This is a genomic window from Bacillus cereus (assembly GCF_007678085.1).
Classification (GTDB): Bacteria; Bacillota; Bacilli; order Bacillales; family Bacillaceae_G; genus Bacillus_A; species Bacillus_A cereus_BE.
In genome coordinates this window covers 1,445,569-1,464,930 of sequence record NZ_VEDW01000001.1, presented here as the reverse complement: position 1 = coordinate 1,464,930, position 19,362 = coordinate 1,445,569, and the positions used below count along the sequence as shown (strand labels likewise).

Here is a 19,362-nt window from a genome sequence, read left to right as displayed (position 1 = left end):
CTTTAGTAAAAAGAAATTTATACACATTGTTGTTATGAAAGTACGTTATAGTAGCTCTTCTTTCTTATATCTTTTGCCCTATTTTAAGAAGAAACTCAATATTTATACATAATCTAACTCCCATAAAAAGGATAATTATTATTTCATAATTTGTAGCATATTAAAAGCATTGGAGGTGAAACGATATGACAAACAATAACAGTGGAAGTCGTAATGAATTGTTAGTTCGAGGCGCTGAACAGGCTCTTGATCAAATGAAATATGAAATTGCACAAGAGTTTGGTGTACAACTTGGTGCAGATACAACAGCTCGTTCAAACGGATCTGTTGGTGGTGAAATTACAAAACGTTTAGTAGCAATGGCTGAACAACAACTTGGTGGTAGAGCTAACCGCTAAGTAAATTGGCATACAATATAGCAGATATGTAAATCAATTTCTTTTGTATATGTATAAAAATAAAAAACCTTATAGTAAATGGATTCTCACTCAAAGATTATTGATAATCTTCTTTCATAATCTTTGAGTATTTTATTTGTAAACGACTTTCCTAAACAATAAACACACAGTGTTGGAAAGGTGTTTTCCATGCATAGTAGAAAATCTTTTGCAGGAAAAAGCATACTTAAAAATTTGATTTCAATAGTGAAATCAATATTTATTATGATATTTTCGAAAGGGAGGAATTTAAAAATGGGTATTTTAAGTGGAAATCCTCAAAATGAACCGTTACATTATGGAGAAGTATTTGATATTTGGAGTTATCTTCTAGCAGCACAAGGTGGAATCGCAAGCCATCAAGTGTTTATGAATCACACAGGTGACGAAGATTTGAAGAAGTTTTTAGAAAGCTTAATTGAAAATGATATGAATTCGGAAATAGAAGAGTTAAAAACTCTTTTAAAGGTTAATGGCGTAGCATTACCGCCTGCTCCTCCAGAACGACCAGTTGCATCTATCGAAGATATTCCTCCAGGAGCGCGTATTAATGATGCTGAAATAGCAGCAGCTGTTTCTACAGGATTAGCAGCTGGACTTGTGACATGTAGTCAGGTGATGGGAAAATGTCTGCGAGAAGATGTAGGGATGCTATTTGGACAATTTCATATGAAAAAAGCGCAAGCAGGTGTAACTTTGCTACGTTTAAGTAAGAAAAAAGGGTGGGTAGTTCCACCTCCATTACATGTAAGAAATTCTGATCAAGCGTAATAAACAAAAATAAAAAAGTGGCGTTAGCCACTTTTTTATTTTTTAGATGTATCCTCAAGATTGGATTTATTTACTGTGGAAGAATCCATATATTCCTCTGACATCTCCATAGCATATTTATCATGGCGAATATGATTGTGATTTCTTAAATTATCATCGTTACGCAGTACTAGCCTCTTCATATAAATGTGGAAGAAAATTTCTGTTCCACCAATAATTAAAGCGGCTATAAATGAAGAAAGTCCAATATTACGAGTAACATCTAAATCAGTAAACAAGGATGTTAGTAACCAAATTCCAAAGAAGCTTAAGCCTAAATCTGCTATTGTAGCAATCATATTTCCGTATTTAGGTAAAATGAAGAGATCTCCGATTAAATAGGCAGCTCCTGTAAGGAAAAGAGAAATTAGTAATACTCTAGGAATTGAAATGCCTTTAAAGATACTAAGTATGACTAGTAATACTGCAGTTATCGCTGTGTATTTAATTAATAAAGCAACAATATGTTTCATCATTTTCCTCCATTTTTCAAACGTATATGGAATAAAAGATTTCATTAAAAACAGGTTATGCTTTTAAAGAGCGTAACCCGTTTTAATCACCTTTTAATGGTAAGAAGTACAAGCCGGGTAAGAAGCAGGCTTATACTATGGATAGTATTTGCGGAATATCGAGCTTTATTCACAAAGGGGAGTTCCACTCTTATAATCGAGATGTTGCCTAAGTACAGTGTTTTTTATTTTATTTCTTAACTATAAGAATAAAAAGTATTTTCATGTTTAATGTATCTTCTTGTCTACATATTTTCCATAATCGGGTACAGCAATTTTATCAAATTCTTGAACGAGTGTTTTGAGGCTTGTTGATAGCAATTCACCTGACATTGGTATCCCATGTCCAGTAATAGCGACCAAAGGCTTTAATTCTTCTAATTTAATGACTGATTCTTTAGCGGCTTTCCAGTCTGTTGTTAAATAACGAGGGGGGCCGCTTATTTCCTGTTCCTGAGTAAATACTTTATATAGATATTCCTGTTTCACTGTAACAAAAGCATCCCCAGCAATTAAAGTTCGGTCTTTTTCTCGGAATAATGAAATATGCCCAGGAGTATGCCCTGGTGTATGAATCCATCTAAACTCTGGCATATGGGGAACAGTTCCATCGGTAGGTAGTGCTTTTACGCTACTTCCTAAATCAATCGGTTCATTAGGGAACAGGGGAGACATTTTCGCTACCATACCACCTTCAACTGTTGGATCTGGTTCAGGATAGCTTTGTTGTCCAGTCAAGAACGGTATCTCCATTTGATGGGCATAGACTGGAACATCCCAATATTTAATGAGTTCAATTATCCCTCCAACATGATCAAAATGCCCATGAGTTAAAATAATTGCTCTTGGACAACTATTTGTACCAAATCGCTTCTCAGTAACAGAGATAATTTCATTTGCACATTTAGGCATTCCAGCATCAACTAAAACAAAATCATCGGTATGCGGATTTCCAACAAAACAGATATTGACGATTTGAATCGTGTAGCAAAATAAATCAGGCAATACTTCGAGGCCATGACCACTTTCAATTGAAGTTGCTGGAATAAACTTGTAATCACTTCCATAATTCATTTCCTTGTCCACTTGTTATCCCCCTTAATATATTTCAATACGACATTATAGTTCCCTAATTTCTCAAATCCATTTTGGGGGATTTGAGAAAAGAATTAGTGGGGGATTACAAAAAAATTAAGTCCTAGAATTAAGGAGGAGACATATCAATTTATATAATAGTTGCTACAATTTTTTTGAGGAGGGTGATGGGTTAATAAAATATTCATCTTAATATATTAATGTAATGTTAAAAACTACGCAAAAGTAGCTAATAGAACCCTATTAAATAAGACGATTAATTTTACAAAGGCTTTTTGTAGTCAAAGAATGTTTAAGTTTGGAGTTGGAATTGAAGTGAATGAGAGGGGGGGAGAAATAAAAAAATTATCTCTTCCTAAGTTAATTATATCATGTAAATCAAGTTCAAAATAGACTGTTTATTCGTATTTACTCCTGCTACAATCAAGAACACATGCAAAGTAAGGAGAGATGTTACATGAGTTCTTTCGTTCTCGATTTTCAAGAAATAGAAAACACGCAGCTTTCACTCGTTGGTGGAAAAGGTTTGAAGTTAGGGGAGTTATCTAACATTCAAGGGATACAAGTTCCAGAAGGATTTTGTGTTACAACGGTAGGATATGAAAAGGCCATCGAACAAAATGAAGAGCTTCAAACTTTGTTGCAGCAACTAACAAAGTTGAAAAAGGAAGAGCGAGCTCAAGTTGGTGAAATGAGTAAGAAGATTAGAGAAGTCATTATGGCAGTAGAAATCCCTTCTGATGTAGTGGAAGCAGTAACTCATTATCTCTCACGTTTTGGAAATGAACATGCGTATGCCGTGCGTTCTAGTGCGACGGCTGAAGATTTACCGTATGCTTCGTTTGCTGGTCAACAGGATACGTATTTAAATATTATCGGAGAAGAAGCGGTTTTACAGCATGTAAGAAAGTGCTGGGCTTCTTTATTTACAGAGCGAGCAGTTACGTACCGCATGCAAAATGGTTTTGAACATAATCAAGTTTCTATATGTGTTGTCGTTCAAAAAATGGTTTTCCCTGAGGCTTCGGGTATTTTATTTACGGCTGATCCGGTTACTTCTAACCGAAAGGTGTTATCCATTGATGCCAGTTTTGGACTTGGTGAGGCATTAGTATCAGGATTGGTCTCTGCCGATAATTATAAAGTAAAAGAAGGCGAAATTACAGAAACGATGATAGCGACTAAAAAAATAGCTATTTATGCTGTAAAAGAGGGCGGAACAGAGACGAAACAGATTGATCCAGCTCAGCAAAAACTTCAAACATTGTCTGAACAACAAATTTTACAACTAGCAAGTATCGGAAGACAGATTGAAGCTTATTTTGGTTGTCCGCAAGATATTGAATGGTGTTTAGCCCATAATACATTTTATATTGTCCAAAGTCGCCCCATTACGACTTTATATCCAATTCCTGAAGAAAATGATGGGGGAAATCATGTGTATATATCAGTTGGTCACCAACAAATGATGACCGATGCGATGAAACCGCTTGGGTTATCTTTTTTCCTGTTAACGACTAATGCTCCTATGCGTAAAGCGGGAGGACGGCTGTTTGTGGATGCTACGCAACAACTAGCTTCACCTGCTAGCAGAGATTATTTAATAAACACTTTAGGAAAATCAGATCCACTCGTAAGAGATGCATTAACGACTATAATCGAGCGAGATGATTTTATTACATTGTTACCGAATGATGAAAAAGGAAAGAGTGCTGGTAAAAGTGTGCCACCTGCAAATTCACAACCAGAAATCGAAAATGATCCGGCAATCGTTACGAATTTAATAAAGACTAGTGAAGCATCAATCGAAGAGTTAAAACGAAACATGCAAACGAAGTCAGGGGTAGATGTACTCGATTTTATTTTGGAAGATATTCAGCAATTAAAGAAAGTATTATTTAACCCGCAAAGTATAGCTATCATTATGGCAGGTATGAACGCTTCAACATGGGTGAATGAAAAGATGGAGCAATGGCTAGGCGAAAAGAATGCAGCAGATACGCTTTCTCAATCTGTACAAAATAATATTACGTCTGAAATGGGTTTAGCATTAATGGATATTGCTGATGTGATTCGGCCGTATCCAGAAGTTATTGCATATTTACAACATGTAGAAGATGATAGCTTTTTAGATGAATTAGTTCAGTTTAAAGGCGGGGAGAAAGCTCGAGAGGCAATCGATGCTTTTCTAAATAAATACGGAATGAGATGCAGCGGAGAAATTGATATTACGAAAACACGCTGGATTGAAAAGCCAACTACAATTATCCTGATGATTTTAAATAATATAAGAGACTTTGAACATGGTGCAAGTAAGCGGAAGTTTGAAGAAGGGCTGCAAGAAGCTTTGAAAAAAGAAGAAGAGTTAGTAGATCGATTACAGCACTTGCCAGATGGTAAACAAAAAGTAGAAGAAACGAAGCGAATGATTCGAACCATCCGTAATTGTATCGGCTATCGTGAATATCCAAAATACGGCATGATTAATCGTTATTTCATATATAAGCAGGCGTTATTGAAAGAAGCTGAGCAACTTGTGCAGAGCGGTGTCATTCATGAAGTCGATGATATATACTATTTAACTTTTGAAGAGCTTCACGAAGTTGTTCGCACGAATAAACTAAATTACGAGCTTATCCAAAAACAAAAAAATGATTACAAATTATATGAAAAACTAACGCCTCCTCGTATTATGACGTCTGATGGAGAAATCATTACAGGTAAATATAAACGAGAAAACCTCCCAGCTGATGCGATTGTAGGTTTGCCTGTTTCTTCAGGAGTAATAGAGGGAAGAGCACGCATTATTTTAAGCATGGAAGAAGCGAATTTAGAAGAGGGCGATATATTAGTTACTGCTTTTACTGATCCTGGCTGGACACCATTATTTGTGTCTATAAAAGGGTTAGTCACTGAAGTTGGCGGACTTATGACGCACGGAGCAGTGATTGCACGTGAATATGGATTACCAGCAGTCGTCGGAGTAGAGAATGCTACGAAATTAATAAAAGACGGACAGCGAATTCGGGTGCATGGAACAGAAGGTTATATTGAAGTGTTGTAATGAAACAAAAGATCATCCGCTATTATAGTAGATGATCTTTTGTCATATATAGCTGGCTCATTTCTTTAAACCGGCCGCATAAAAAGGTCCATGAACAGCGATCGTTGATAAAATACGAGCAATTTCCTCAGGTGTTTCTTTTTGTCCGTTATTTAGCCATTGCTGAATAACACCAATATGAGCAGATGCCATATAAGAAGCTAAGTATTGACTTGGGACAAGTAAGTTTTCCTTATTAATGAGAGCACCATTCGTATCTTCAAATAGTGTTTTCCACATAAAGTCTTTCAGTTTTGTTTGGAAAGATAAATCTCCTTTTGGGCTCAGTACAGCTTTCATAAAATCACTATTTTCATTTAGAAATTCAAGAATAGAAGTGATAAGTATAAACGGCATCGTTGGGGAAGGATTTGATCCAAGGTCAGCAATAACTTCTGGAAACTTCCGTTTTGCAATGCTGGAAAACTCATACATAATGTCTTCTTGGCATTTCGTCATTAAGTCAAATTTATCTTGATAGTGCGCATAGAAAGTACCGCGATTAATGTTTGCTTTCGTTGTAATATCTTTCACTGTAATGGCGTCAAAACCTTTTTCTTCAATTAGTTCCACCAATGCATTTCGTATAGCAGTTTTCGTACGAACAACACGTAAATCTAAATTACTATCACGCAAAGCATGTCCCTCCTTCATTTTAGCCAACACATTTCAAAGATGTGTCTTATAACCGACACATTTACGATTTTTGATTATTGTATAAGGTTCAACTGGAACATATAATTCAAAATATAAATAAACAACACGTTGTTGGTTATTATAAATCAAATGTAAGGGGGAGAAAAGAAAATGTTTAAAAATAAACTTTTATTGTTATCACCAGTTATTGCACTACTTGTTGTTTTTATTTTTTCATTAACGTTATTTCCAACCGTTCAACCTCAGCCGAAAAACTTGCCAATCGCAATTGTAAATGAGGATCAAGGAGTAGAAATTCCGAACCAACCAAAGATGGATATGGGGCAAACGATTGTTGATAATATGAAAAAGACATCAAAATCAGAGGAAGAACCTGCGATGAAGTGGGTAGAAGTGAAAAATAAAGAAGCAGTTCAAAAAGGCTTAAATAATCAAGAGTATTACGCAGCATTAGTTATTCCGAAAGACTTTAGCGCAAAACAAGCATCATTACGAACACCACAGCCATCTTCGCCAGAAGTAGAAATATTCATCAATCAAGGAATGAATACAGCAGCGTCAACTATGGCAGGACAAATGTTAAATGGGGTAGTTGATAATATGAACAATACTGTTCGCGCGCAACTACTAGAAGGATTGAAAGCAAAAGGAGCTACATTAACAGCAGATCAAGTTACAAATGTAGTAACACCGATTGCAAAGAAAGTGACAAATGTGAACGAAATCGGCAAAAATAGTGCGAACGGTAACTCGCCAATGTCTTTATTTCAGCCGTTATGGATTGCCAGTTTAGCGAGTGCAGCAATTATCTTCATTGCGATAAGTAAAATGCCAGTAGGTACAAGAAAAGAAAGCTTCGTATTAAAACTAAAACAAATCGTAACAGGGGCTGTTGCGACACTTGTCATTGGGTTCGGTCTTACATGGATCGCGGATGGTATGGTAGGGTTAAATATTTCGAACTTCACAGATACGGCACTGTTTTTATCTATTACATCCTTTAGTTTCTTCTTAATGATATCGGTGGTACTTTCATTAGTTGGACTAAAGGGAATCGGTGTATTCGCTCTCTTACTATTCTTCGGGGCACCGTTATTATCGTTAGCACCGGAAATGTTGTCGCCATTTTATCAAGAGTGGGTGTATGCATGGTTACCAATGCGATTTATGATTGAAGGGCTGAGAGAAATATTCTTCTTCGGAAAAGGGTTAAGCTGGAGTACACCTCTTACTGTACTCGTTTGGATTGGTACGGTAAGTATGATGATTATTTTAGCGACTGCTTTCAAACGTAGTGTAGGAAAGGAACACAAAACGGAATTAAACGCATAAAAGATAAAAGCGTTTCACTAGGAGTGAAGCGTTTTTATCTTTTATTAACTTATAGGTTAAAGGGAATAAAAAAGTTCGGATTTGCAGTTCCTTTTTGTATACATGCTCCTGCTATTTAAAATTGCATAAAATGTTATGCGGAATAATGGAGGGGATACGATGTATAATTCGAATTATTATGATTCGTATAGGCAAAATGATAAGCTGATTCGTGATATTGAGAAAGCAATTAACGGAGAGTTTAGTGCTATAAATTGCTATGCGAAATTAGCTAATATGGCTCCAAATACGGCGGAACGAAATCAAATTCTTGAGATTCGTAACGATGAAATAAAGCATTTCCATCATTTTGTACAAATCTATACAAATTTAACGGGTCAGCAGCCGAAACCACAAATTACGGAAGAATGTCCAAATACGTACTTACAAGGATTAGAATTCGCTATACAAGATGAACAGAAGACAGTAGATTTTTACTTGGAAATTTCAGATGAAACATCGGATGCACATCTGAAAGAGTTAATGCGCAGAATAGCTGCCGATGAACAAAATCATGCGGTGTGGTTTTTATATTATTTTGTGAAGACGAAGTGAGCATTAAGAATGAATGGCTGATGTGATGAATATATTAGAATTTATTTTAAAGCGCAGTGCAACAATTGCATGGAAAACTTAAATATAAGCAGAGAGAAACCGTTTCATAAGTAGTGGGACGGTTTTGTTCGCGGTGAAATACAAGTTACATAGATATCGACAAAATATGGTAATTGAATTTGGTATATAATGTATGAAATGAAAACGAAAATAAATAAGCTAGGAGCAAATAAATGAAAAGAGGAATTACAGTAGATATTCCAAATGAATATGATAATTTACTTTGGAAAGTGTTAAAGCCAATTGATATTTCTTCATATGATTGGTGGGTAGGGAGTGAGGAGTCATACTTAATAGCACGTGGTGGATTGGATGAGGCATTATTTCCAGAAGAACCAAGTATAGTGGAAGGATCAGATTTGAAAATATTATTTAAAGACAATATATATTATGTTATTTTTGCAGATTTAAAAGCGTATTCAAAAGGAGAGGAAGTAGTACATATTGAAACATATGAAGAATTTAAAGAGAGTAAGTGTGAATTAGTTTTACTAGTTGCGGATTGTACATACGTCACAATTTACGCTAAAGATCAAAAACAGATTGAATTGATGTATGAAAACGCAAGGAATCAAGGTTATTATGTTGAATACGTTACCGACGAAAATGACGGTAGAACGCGTTTATCAGTATGATAGCGATAGGAAAGGGGAACAGCAATATGGAGAGAACCACAGTTAAAGAATATACAATTCGAACTGCTATTGAAGAGGAAAGCGATAGCATTATCACTCTATTAAAAGAAGTAGCACAGTGGTTACAACATAAAGAAGTGGATCAATGGCAGTATTTGTTAGGCGGAGAGGCTACGGCTGAAATATTAGAAGGTATAAAAGAGAAATATACGTACGTTGTTGTGAAAGAAAATGAAATTGTCGGTACGGTTACAGTATCTCCTAAACAAAATGAATGGGATGAGCGTATTTTTGGTAAGGAGGAAGTTTCAGATTCTTTATATATTCATAGATTTGCGGTGAAACGGAAGTATAAGGGGAATGGGATTGGAGAATGGATTTTACAGTGGGTAGAAGAGAATGTACAAAATGACAAAGAGTTTTTGAAACTAGATTGTGTTGGGCATAATCGAACGTTGAATGATTTTTATAAGAAAAATGGTTTTGAATATGTTGGGAGTACAGATGGACTTAGTAAGTTTCAAAAGAGAAGGGGGTAAGTGAATGAATCAAATTCATACGGAGTTAGTTAAAAAGTTGATAGGGGAACAGTTTCCTAAATGGGCACATTTAGAGGTGAAGCCTGTAAAGTTTAGTGGACATGATAATCGAACGTTTCATCTAGGGGATGAGATGAGTGTCAGATTGCCAAGTGATGCGGCATATGCACCGCAAGTAGAGAAAGAAAATAAGTGGCTACCTATATTAAGTAAGGAGCTTTCTTTACCGATTTCTACACCAGTTGCGAAAGGAAATCCATCTGAATCGTATCCATGGCCTTGGTCTATTAATAAGTGGATAGAAGGAGAAACAGTTACGAAACAAAATGTCCGTGACTTAAATGAATTTGCGGCGGACTTAGGAGCATTTTTAGTAGAGTTGCAATCCATTGATGCGAGTAACGGCCCGATAGCTGGAGCACATAATTTTTACCGAGGCGGGCTTATATCTGTATATGATGAAGAGGCGAGAGGTGCTATTGAAAATAATAAGGACGTTTTTGATGAAATAGTATTAAAGCGTCTTTGGGATTTAGCACTTCAGTCAACATGGAACCGTAAGCCAGTTTGGGTTCATGGAGATGTTGCACCAGGAAATCTACTTGTTAAGGACGGAAAGCTTTGTGCCGTAATTGATTTTGGTATTTTAGGAGTAGGAGATCCGGCTTGTGATGCAGCGATGGCATGGACGTTTTTTGATAAAAGTAGTAGAAAGATATTTAAAGAAGTATTGTGCATAGATGAAGAAACGTGGAATAGAGCGAGAGGTTGGGCACTTTGGAAAGCGTTAATTACATATGATGAGAATAAGACGTGTAATAAGATAGTGGCAGAGGAATCGTATCGTGTGATTCAAGTGATTGTAGATGATTATGAGAGATAGTAAAAAAAGCCTATTTTAAATAGGCTTTTTTTATATGATTAAATATAGAAATGGAAAGAAGGAATCTAACATAATTATACAGAATATTTAGATAATAGGAGGTGTCGAATTTTGAGTGAAATTGAATTAAAAAGGAATGTAATTAAGACAGGGAGTGAGAAGGGGGGTATTCTCCGGTTTATACTCGCTAGTCTAGTTGGGGTGTTTATGTTTTTCGTACCAGTTACGATAAACGGTGCTTCTTCCATTATGATTGATCATATCGTATCATGGATTAGAGCTTCGGTTCCGAGCGTAGTACCTTATTACGCTCTACTCGTTATGATAATGGGTGCGATTTATCCGTTTTATACGAAAAAGTGGAATACATCTATCTTAGATATTTGTTTTTCGTTTTTAAAAGTAGTTGGCGTCGTTTTTGGTGTATTATATTGTTTGAAAATAGGGCCAGCTTGGTTCTTTGCACCAGATGTAGGGCCGTTTTTGTATGAAAAACTAGTAATATCGGTAAGTTTACTCGTTCCAATTGGCTCGGCTTTTTTAGCGTTATTAGTCGGGTATGGATTACTTGAATTTATCGGTACGTTTTGTCGTCCGATTATGAGACCGTTATGGAAAACACCAGGACGTTCAGCAATTGATGCGGTTGCTTCTTTCGTTGGAAGTTATTCGCTTGCGCTTCTCATTACTAACCGAGTATATAAAGAAGGAAAGTATACGACAAAAGAAGCAGCGATTATCGCTACAGGCTTTTCTACAGTATCCGCAACATTTATGATCATCATCGCAAAAACATTAGACATTATGCATTTATGGAATGTTTATTTTTGGACTACTCTCGTTGTAACATTCATCGTAACTGCTATCACCGTAAGAATCCCACCACTTAGTAGAAAACCAGATACATATGTAACGAAAGAAGGGTTCCCAGAGCCTGTTTATAAAGAGAAAATATTAGAACGCGCTTGGGAAGATGCGCTAGAGGTATCAAAATCTGCACCAAGTATTATGAAAAATATTGCAGTAAATTTAAAAGATGGTTTTATTATGACGATGGGAATTTTACCATCCATTATGTCAGTAGGATTAATTGGTATCGTCTTAGCGAAATTTACGCCAATATTTGATTGGATCAGTTATATTTTTTATCCTTTTACATGGCTATTACAATTACCAGAAGCAGAACTAGCTGCTAAAGCGGCATCCGTTGGTATCGCAGAAATGTTTTTACCTTCTCTTTTAGTTGTAAGTGCACCACTTGTGACAAAGTTTGTCATTGCGGTTGTCTCGGTATCATCTATATTGTTCTTCTCAGCTTCCATTCCTTGTATTTTATCGACAGACATCCCGTTAAAAGTATCGGAACTTATTATTCTCTACGTACAAAGAACAATATTAACGTTACTTATTATTACACCGCTTGCTTATTTGTTGCTTTAAAGTTTTTAAAAGATAAAGCTATAACAAAAAAAGCCTTCTATAAAAGGAAGGCTTTTTTGTTTAAAAGCGAGGTATTCCCACATCACTATCAAGCTAAGAAAATCAAATATCTTAAAACATGAAAATGTACTATTTTATGTGTTTGGGATGCTTTTATTTATTTTTTGAATATGATGTCATGCTTCTTAAGAAGACTCCTAGTCCTGCAAAAAAGAATCCTAAGCATAATAAGCTGCCTGGCGTTCCCCAAGTAATTTGATCTAGCATTTTTATCCCCTCCCGTTCATCATTATATAGTATTTATTGGTAATTATCAAAATTTTCCTTTTTAAAGGTTATTGATGAGCCTTTCTACCTTATACGAGAAGAATATATTTGAAAAGGAATTCTTTTAAAGATATTCTATTATTCTTATAAAACGTTTCTGTTACATATGATATAGTAACAACAAAGGGGGCTTTCAAATGGAAATGATTCACGAAAGAGTAAAGTTACGGTTAATGGATAGTGATGATGTCGAAACTTTGTTTTCGATTGTAGAAGGAAATCGGGATATTTGGGCGTATTTAATCTCTAAAATGGATAGTGTTCAAGATATGCAGCAATATGTTCAAAAAGCGATACGGGGTTATGGGAAGGGGACTCAAATACCTTTCGTTGTAGTGGATCAACAGACGAATACGATTGTAGGAAGTACACGTCTATATAATATTTCAGTAGAAGATAAAACAGTCGAGTTAGGACAAACGTGGTATCATCCAAGTGTGCAACGTACGAGTATCAATACAGAGTGTAAGTATATGCTTCTCCAGTATGCTTTTGAAAAACTGCATATGCTGAGAGTACAAATTAAGACGGATGCAAGAAATGAAAAAGCACAACGAGCAATTGAAAGGTTAGGTGCAGTTAAAGAGGGCGTGCTTAGAAATGAAAGAAAATTGCCAAACGGTCATGTGAGAGATGCAGTTGTGTATAGTATGATCGCAAGCGAATGGCCAGTTTTGAAAGTACGTCTGTTAGAAAAATTAGAATTGTATAAAGAAAGGTTATAATTCGTGTTTTGAAAGGTATATTGTTCGAAATGTATGAAAAATATACCTTTTTTCTTACAAAATGCTACTTTATTTTAATTCCTTTTGTTTCATCGTTCCCTTCTGAGAAAAAATTCGTTACAATGTAGTTGTATGGTAATAAACTTATGAATTTAAAACATGTAATGAAAACCGCAAATAAAAAATGAATTGATAATCCTCAATTTTAAATGAAAACCCTTTTATACATAAATAACAAGTAAAGTTCCTTCTTTTAAATAAACTCAAACAAAACGATTTGATATAAATGTTTTTGATAGAAGTATGGATGATGTACGGAGGCAATTACAAATGAAAGAAAATAAGAAGAGTAAGAAAAGACGAATCTTCCAAGTATTTTTACTAATGATTTGTTCTGCTATTTTATATGTAAGTTATGCAGCTTACGATATTTGGAGCTATCGCTTTAAAACAGATGATAGTGTGAAAACGGATGCTGGTATCGTACTAGGAGCAGCTTCATGGAACGGAAAACCATCTCCAGTATTTAAAGAAAGAATTAATCATGCGATTTCTTTATATAAGAACGGAAATATTAAAAAGATTATTTTTACAGGTGGTACAAAGTTCGAGGCAGAACTTGAGGAAGCGCGTACTGCAAGAGTATATGCAATGAAACAAGGTGTAAAAGAGGAAGATATTTTAATAGAAACTAAATCCCTTTTCACTGAAGAAAATTTAAAGAATGCGAAGGAAGTTGGAATAGAGAACGGAATACGCACATACACGATTGTAAGTGATCCACTTCATATGAAACGCGCAATGAGAATCGCAAAACATATTAATATTGAAGCGTATGCTTCACCAACGCCGACATCAGCATATAAAACGTTAGACACAGAAATACCATTCTTCTTTAAAGAATTATTCTCGTACATTGGATATGTAACCTCATTGCCATTAAAGGCATTAAAGGGAGATTAATAAGAAAAGAACCTATTTTAAATAGGAACTTTTCTTATTAGTCAAAAACATTGTATTTTTATCGGAATAGTGAAACAATAGAGAGGTAGCTTCATATAATCATAATGAAAAAGTGAGCGGTTCATGAATCGAACATAAAGGAGATTATAGTATGGCACTCTCATTTGTTGAAACAGAAGAACAATCTTTCATTATTGAAAAAATAAATAAATTGATTCCGAAGTTCATGGAAAGGGAGCATCAACTAAGTGAATTAGGATCATTTCCGTATGAAAATATAAGTGATTTGAAAGATATCGGATATACGAAATTAACGTTACCGAAAGAATTTGGTGGTAGTGCGATTTCTTTATATGACTTCGTTTTATTTCAAGAGAAAATCGCGGAAGGCTGCGGAGCTACTGCATTATCGATTGGCTGGCATCTTGGTATTGTGAAAGAGTTAGCGGAAAATCGCTCTTGGAATGATGAGATGTTCAAATGGTTTTGTGAAGAAGTGCGTAACGGTGCGCTCTTTAACAGGGCAGCAACAGAACCAAAAACAGGGAGTCCGACGCGTGGCGGTAAACCAGAAACAATAGCGGTTCAACAAGGCGATAAGTGGGTTATAAACGGAAGAAAAACCTTTACAACGATGGCGCCAATACTTGATTATTTTATTATTTCAGCAAGTATTGAAGGCCGAGAAGAAGTTGGTGAGTTTGTTATTCCAAGAAACACGCTCGGTGTATCCATTGAAGAAACGTGGGATAGCGTTGCGATGCGAGGGACTGCTAGTCACGACCTTGTCTTACAAAATGTAGAGATAGAAAGTCGCTTTTTTACAGATGTAAAGGGCGGGAAAGTAAAACAAAAGGGTATTGGCTGGTTGCTACATATACCAGCATGTTATTTAGGAATTGCACAAGCAGCAAGAAATTATGCAGTTCAATTTGCGGGATCATACAAGCCAAATAGTTTAAATCATTCTATTAGTTTATTGCCGAATGTTAGAAGATTAGTTGGAGAATTAGAACTTGAGCTTATGCAAGCTCGCGTCTTTTTATATCAAATTGCGAAAAAGTACGATGAAGCAGAGGATAAACTATCATTGCAAGCCGAACTAGCAGCAGTGAAATATGCAGTAACAAATGCGGCAATATCTATTGTAGATAAAGCAATGCGCATCGTAGGAGCAAAAAGTTTATCAGAAAAAAATCCGCTTCATCGTTACTATTTAAACGTCAGAGCAGGATTGCACAATCCGCCGATGGATGATGCAACACTATCTATGCTGGCGGATGCGGCGTTTCGGTCGTAATTATTTTAAACTTACATTTTATTGTTTATGGGTAATATAGTTGTTTTGAAAGCACATGTTTGGTTACTAATCAAACATGTGCTTTTTATGTGTACAAAGTACCAAATTGAGATGTAGATTTTTAATATAAATGATTATCATGATTTTGTAAGTGTTCCTTGATGGAAAAACATTTGCCATCTTCCATCTATCAGTTTCCAAATGGAGCTTCGCAAAGTATTCTGCATTCTAGTTTCATCTCTTACAAAATATGTCGCCAACACAGTATCCTTCGATAAAGGGTATATTTCAAAATTAGAAAGAGTCATTTCTCTCACACTAAGTCCGTCTCCACCAACGGAATCCTTCTTATACCAAATGTTTCCCGAACTTCCAAACTCAAAAAAGTTGTCTGCAAGTAGCTTGTCCAGTTCTGCGGGATTTGTACGAGTTTTAGGTTCTAATAGTTTTTTCTCTAGTTCACATAAATGCTTTTTTAATTCAGAGTGCTTTTTCACGTGATCATCCCCATATATTAATTATCGTACAACAACTAAACTACTCTTTTTAACTAACGATAAGAATTTCGACTAGTTAGATAATTGGTTGCGTATTATTATAATGCCAGTATAGAAGCGTTGTAAACATTTGTCATATCTAATCCCAAATTAAAGGTCTTTCCAAGTTTACCATTCGTAAATATTGTAAAAATTGACCTGCATGGACCGCATCATGATAGGCAATTCGTAATAGCATGTCGCCTAAATATCTTTCATAGCCAACATCGCTTCGATCAATAAGGGTTGAATCTAGCTCGGCTATGCTTATTGATTGTACATATTCTATGAAGTTAGTAAAGTATACTTGTGCCAATTCAATTTCTTTTTTTACACAAGTAATTGGCTCGTCATCATACGGGAAATGTATATCATGTATTGAGCCGTTGTTTTTTAAAATCATATGATAGTAAAAAGTTGAGCTCCATACATGACGAATCATTTCACCAAAGGACATAGCCTCATGATCAGGTTTCCAATTAAGAAAATTGTCAGGAAGAGAATTCCATAATTTTTCTGAGCGCCTTCTCGTTTCTTTCAAATTTAATATACTAAGATCAATTGCATTCATAATACATTCTCCTTTACTATTAAACTTAAAATAATTGTATCAGTTTAATAGTTAGGGTATCATCGAAATATGAATGTATATCCGAATATCTCATATATAGCTAAACTAATTGCTGAACCTACAAGAGCAATTATCTTAGATTGTTTAATGAATAATCAGGCACTACCTGCTAGCGAATTGGCTTATATGGCGAAAGTTTCAAATCCAACGATTAGTTCTCATCTTTCTAAATTAATAGAGGGGAATCTACTTACAGTTGAACAACATGGTAGACATCGTTACTATCGACTTGCTAATCAAGAGGTAGCAGAAGTTCTTGAAAAGTTAGGAACAATCGCACCAACAGTCCAAGTTCGTTCTTTAAAACAATCGAATCAACTAAAACAAGTTCGTTATGCTCGAACTTGCTATGATCATCTTGCGGGCAAACTCGGTGTAGAGATAACCGAAAAATTACTAGATAAGGAATTTCTAATTTTAGAGGAAGGAGAATACATTGTAACGGAACAAGGTAAGCAATGGTTTCTGAATTTTGGAATAAATATTAAAACGGCACATATAAAGAGGAGGGTATTTGCAAAACCTTGTCTTGATTGGAGTGAACGACGCTACCATATTTCTGGTTGGTTAGGATCTGCAATAGCAAAACTATTTTTTGAACAGGAATGGATTACAAAAACGGATAAGAGTCGGGCTGTCCATCTTACACAAAAAGGTATGAAGTTATTGAAGGACCAATTAGGCATTGATATGGACAATAAAAAAGTCCATCAAAATGCAGTGCCTCCTGTCGAGTAAACAGTATTAAATAACCTGAGTTCTATATTTATATAGACTCAGGTTATTTAATTTCTTTTAAAATCTTTGATGATATTTGCGCAAGGCAACTTTCACCTCGTTGGCTGTATGGGAAGAGCTTAAATGAAAACATAGTAGTTGAAGCAATTCTATTAAATTAGTAATCATATTCATTGAAAATTATGCGTAAGAATATAGTAAATGAAGGGAGATATAAAATGAATAAAATTAAACTGAAAGTATTAAATGTAAGATATGTAGTGATATGTATTTTATTCACTATTATATGTATCCTCACTTCATTCTTCATTTCTAGTAATTCCAGCGTATTTAAATCATTTTATATGAATCAGTTATTAGGAACGAATTCTACTAAAGGTCTTATGTATATGATAGGAAGTGAAAATCGTTATTTTGCAGAAGAATTTCATAAAGAAAAAGGACGAGCGTCGTTGGAATCTTTTTTACTGTCACTTTCTACAAATATTAATGTAAATGATCTTCGAAGTTTATTAACTCGAGAACTTCCTAATATGAATCAATTTTATTCGGAAATATTAATTGCTGGGGAAGGGACAGATTATACGAACATTCCTGAAGAATCCAGTATTCCTTTAGAGAATATTAAAGATAAAGGTACTGCTATTGAACACCCAAAGAGTGGGAAAGAAAACAATTCTACTGGTGAAAATTCAAATAAACAAAATAACGGTGAAAATAAAGTATTTATTTATCATACACATAGTTGGGAAGCGTTTATTCCTCTTATTCCAGGTGCTACGATGCCCGATGATGCTTCCAGTACAAATAATGAAGTGAATATTACGTTTGTTGGAAACTATTTAAAACAAAAATTAGAAGAAAAAGGAATAGGTGTGTCACATGATACGACAAATATGAGGGATTTTCTGCGAAATAAAAATTTAAATTGGGCCCAATCTTACAAAGGGTCCCGTCAAATATTACAAGATAAATTGGCACAAGATAAAAATATTATGTTTCCGATGGACCTTCATAGAGATGATGCACGAAAAAATATTACAACAAAAAATATTAACGGAAAGAATTATGCTCGGCTTTATTTTATTTTAGGAAGAGAAAATCCTAACTATGAAAAAAATAAAAAAATAGTAACGGCAATAAATTCATATTTAGATGAGAAGTATTACGGTTTAAGCCGAGGGATTTTTATTAAAGATCGTAAAAGCGGGAACGGAGTATATAATCAAGATCTTTCTCCGAATGCATTACTTATTGAAATGGGAGGGGTAGATAATACACCAGAAGAATTGTATGCGTCAGTTGATGCATTAGTAGAAGCATTTAGCCACTATTATAATGGAGTAACTAAGAAAAATAACTAAAATAAAAAGGAGTGATACCCAGTCAGAAGTGCTAGGGGATTACTCCTTTTTTTACTGTTATTCAGGATGTACCTCAAGTCCCAAACTACTCTCAGATCCATCTTCATTATAAGCGGATAAATAATATGTTCCTGGCCGAGGAGAGGAAATTAATGAACGAAAAGTAAATGTTTTACTTTCATTTTGTTGTATTGTATGTTTTACTAGTGGCTCTTCATCTGGTGATTTGATTGAATATGTAAATGCATTTGTACCGATATTTTTAACTGTGACTTTTAGGTCGCCGAGACCACTAAAATCAAATCCGGTACTGACTGACCCACGGAATGTATGTGTATCATTAACTGATAACGAACGAAATGTTTGGGGTTCATTTGTTTCACTTGATGAGGGAGTGATTGTTTCTTTTGCTTCTATTTTAGCAGGAGTCGAATTTAGTTGTGTATTTGGCTTTGTTAATAAAGTAATTGTGCAAAGTGATGCGATGAGAATAAATGAACTAGAAATAATGAAATGTTTTTTTGTAAGAAGCATAACTTGTTCTCCTTTTTATTGTATAATATATGAAAAATATACCATTACCAATAATTGTTATCAATTTAAAAAATCTTTCTTTTCATTCTTCTTTTTATAGTATTAAAGGAGAAAGCTAGGTTTCTTATTTTTACTGATGTTATAATA

20 protein-coding genes are annotated in these 19,362 nt (G+C 34.9%); 14 read left to right on the top strand and 6 right to left on the bottom strand.

The genetic code is table 11. The features are described from left to right. The first annotated feature begins 185 nt into the window (after positions 1-185). Both sasP and FS742_RS07545 read left to right on the top strand, forming a co-directional pair. Complete coding sequence (gene sasP, locus FS742_RS07550; RefSeq protein WP_046959866.1) at positions 186-398, top strand: small acid-soluble spore protein, SasP family; 213 nt, start codon at positions 186-188, stop codon at positions 396-398. Between the two features lie 294 nt (positions 399-692). Further along, positions 693-1,208 carry a DUF3231 family protein gene (locus FS742_RS07545; RefSeq protein ID WP_000512140.1) on the top strand — a complete coding sequence of 172 codons (516 nt, stop codon included), beginning with the start codon at positions 693-695 and terminating at the stop codon, positions 1,206-1,208. Positions 1,209-1,243: 35 nt separating this feature from the next. Here FS742_RS07545 and FS742_RS07540 read toward each other — a convergent pair whose 3' ends face one another. Together FS742_RS07540 and FS742_RS07535 are read right to left on the bottom strand one after the other, a co-directional pair. Then, the gene (locus tag FS742_RS07540; protein ID WP_098347072.1) at positions 1,244-1,720 is read right to left on the bottom strand and encodes a YndM family protein; all 477 of its coding nucleotides are present in this window, start codon (positions 1,718-1,720) and stop codon (positions 1,244-1,246) included. 267 nt (positions 1,721-1,987) lie between these two features. Further along, complete coding sequence (locus FS742_RS07535) at positions 1,988-2,845, bottom strand: MBL fold metallo-hydrolase (RefSeq protein ID WP_144611832.1); 858 nt, start codon at positions 2,843-2,845, stop codon at positions 1,988-1,990. A 466-nt stretch (positions 2,846-3,311) separates the two neighbouring features. On the opposite strand from FS742_RS07535, the gene ppsA reads away from it, so the two are divergent. Then, entirely contained in the window at positions 3,312-5,918 is a 2,607-nt protein-coding gene (ppsA, locus tag FS742_RS07530; protein WP_144611831.1) for a phosphoenolpyruvate synthase, read from the top strand. A 57-nt stretch (positions 5,919-5,975) separates the two neighbouring features. Here ppsA and FS742_RS07525 read toward each other — a convergent pair whose 3' ends face one another. Continuing rightward, entirely contained in the window at positions 5,976-6,593 is a 618-nt protein-coding gene (locus FS742_RS07525) for a TetR/AcrR family transcriptional regulator (protein WP_283881509.1), read from the bottom strand. A 171-nt stretch (positions 6,594-6,764) separates the two neighbouring features. Here FS742_RS07525 and FS742_RS07520 point away from each other — a divergent pair, with 171 nt between their 5' ends. The 9 genes from FS742_RS07520 (at position 6,765) to FS742_RS07480 (ending at position 15,412) form a co-directional block, all read left to right on the top strand. Continuing rightward, positions 6,765-7,946 (top strand): YhgE/Pip domain-containing protein, encoded by a 1,182-nt coding sequence (locus tag FS742_RS07520; protein ID WP_144611829.1) that lies wholly within the window; start codon positions 6,765-6,767, stop codon positions 7,944-7,946. 159 nt (positions 7,947-8,105) lie between these two features. Then, on the top strand, positions 8,106-8,540 hold the full coding sequence (locus tag FS742_RS07515; protein WP_071759100.1) for a ferritin-like domain-containing protein: 435 nt from the start codon (positions 8,106-8,108) through the stop codon (positions 8,538-8,540). A gap of 233 nt (positions 8,541-8,773) precedes the next feature. Continuing rightward, on the top strand, positions 8,774-9,235 hold the full coding sequence (locus FS742_RS07510) for a DUF2691 family protein (protein WP_144611828.1): 462 nt from the start codon (positions 8,774-8,776) through the stop codon (positions 9,233-9,235). Positions 9,236-9,261: 26 nt separating this feature from the next. Next, a complete protein-coding gene (locus FS742_RS07505) occupies positions 9,262-9,774 on the top strand; it encodes a GNAT family N-acetyltransferase (RefSeq protein ID WP_144611827.1) in 513 nt (170 codons plus the stop codon). A gap of 4 nt (positions 9,775-9,778) precedes the next feature. Further along, complete coding sequence (locus tag FS742_RS07500; protein WP_144611826.1) at positions 9,779-10,657, top strand: aminoglycoside phosphotransferase family protein; 879 nt, start codon at positions 9,779-9,781, stop codon at positions 10,655-10,657. 111 nt (positions 10,658-10,768) lie between these two features. Beyond that, positions 10,769-12,097, top strand: coding sequence for a YjiH family protein (locus tag FS742_RS07495; protein WP_144611825.1), 1,329 nt, complete (start codon positions 10,769-10,771; stop codon positions 12,095-12,097). A gap of 464 nt (positions 12,098-12,561) precedes the next feature. Next, complete coding sequence (locus tag FS742_RS07490) at positions 12,562-13,149, top strand: GNAT family N-acetyltransferase (protein ID WP_144611824.1); 588 nt, start codon at positions 12,562-12,564, stop codon at positions 13,147-13,149. A 330-nt stretch (positions 13,150-13,479) separates the two neighbouring features. After that, positions 13,480-14,112: a YdcF family protein gene (locus FS742_RS07485; protein WP_000662223.1), complete on the top strand. Its 633-nt coding sequence runs from the start codon at positions 13,480-13,482 to the stop codon at positions 14,110-14,112. 151 nt (positions 14,113-14,263) lie between these two features. Further along, entirely contained in the window at positions 14,264-15,412 is a 1,149-nt protein-coding gene (locus tag FS742_RS07480) for an acyl-CoA dehydrogenase family protein (RefSeq protein WP_144611823.1), read from the top strand. Positions 15,413-15,549: 137 nt separating this feature from the next. Here FS742_RS07480 and FS742_RS07475 read toward each other — a convergent pair whose 3' ends face one another. Both FS742_RS07475 and FS742_RS07470 read right to left on the bottom strand, forming a co-directional pair. Next, entirely contained in the window at positions 15,550-15,909 is a 360-nt protein-coding gene (locus tag FS742_RS07475) for a nuclear transport factor 2 family protein (protein ID WP_144611822.1), read from the bottom strand. A gap of 139 nt (positions 15,910-16,048) precedes the next feature. Further along, positions 16,049-16,519 (bottom strand): DinB family protein, encoded by a 471-nt coding sequence (locus FS742_RS07470; RefSeq protein WP_048527745.1) that lies wholly within the window; start codon positions 16,517-16,519, stop codon positions 16,049-16,051. A gap of 69 nt (positions 16,520-16,588) precedes the next feature. On the opposite strand from FS742_RS07470, the gene FS742_RS07465 reads away from it, so the two are divergent. Both FS742_RS07465 and FS742_RS07460 read left to right on the top strand, forming a co-directional pair. Further along, positions 16,589-17,317: an ArsR/SmtB family transcription factor gene (locus FS742_RS07465; protein ID WP_144611821.1), complete on the top strand. Its 729-nt coding sequence runs from the start codon at positions 16,589-16,591 to the stop codon at positions 17,315-17,317. A gap of 218 nt (positions 17,318-17,535) precedes the next feature. Then, entirely contained in the window at positions 17,536-18,681 is a 1,146-nt protein-coding gene (locus tag FS742_RS07460; RefSeq protein WP_144611820.1) for a stage II sporulation protein P, read from the top strand. A 57-nt stretch (positions 18,682-18,738) separates the two neighbouring features. Here the strand turns inward: FS742_RS07460 and FS742_RS07455 are convergent, their stop codons facing one another. Next, positions 18,739-19,215 carry a hypothetical protein gene (locus tag FS742_RS07455; protein ID WP_144611819.1) on the bottom strand — a complete coding sequence of 159 codons (477 nt, stop codon included), beginning with the start codon at positions 19,213-19,215 and terminating at the stop codon, positions 18,739-18,741. Between the last annotated feature and the right edge of the window lie 147 nt (positions 19,216-19,362).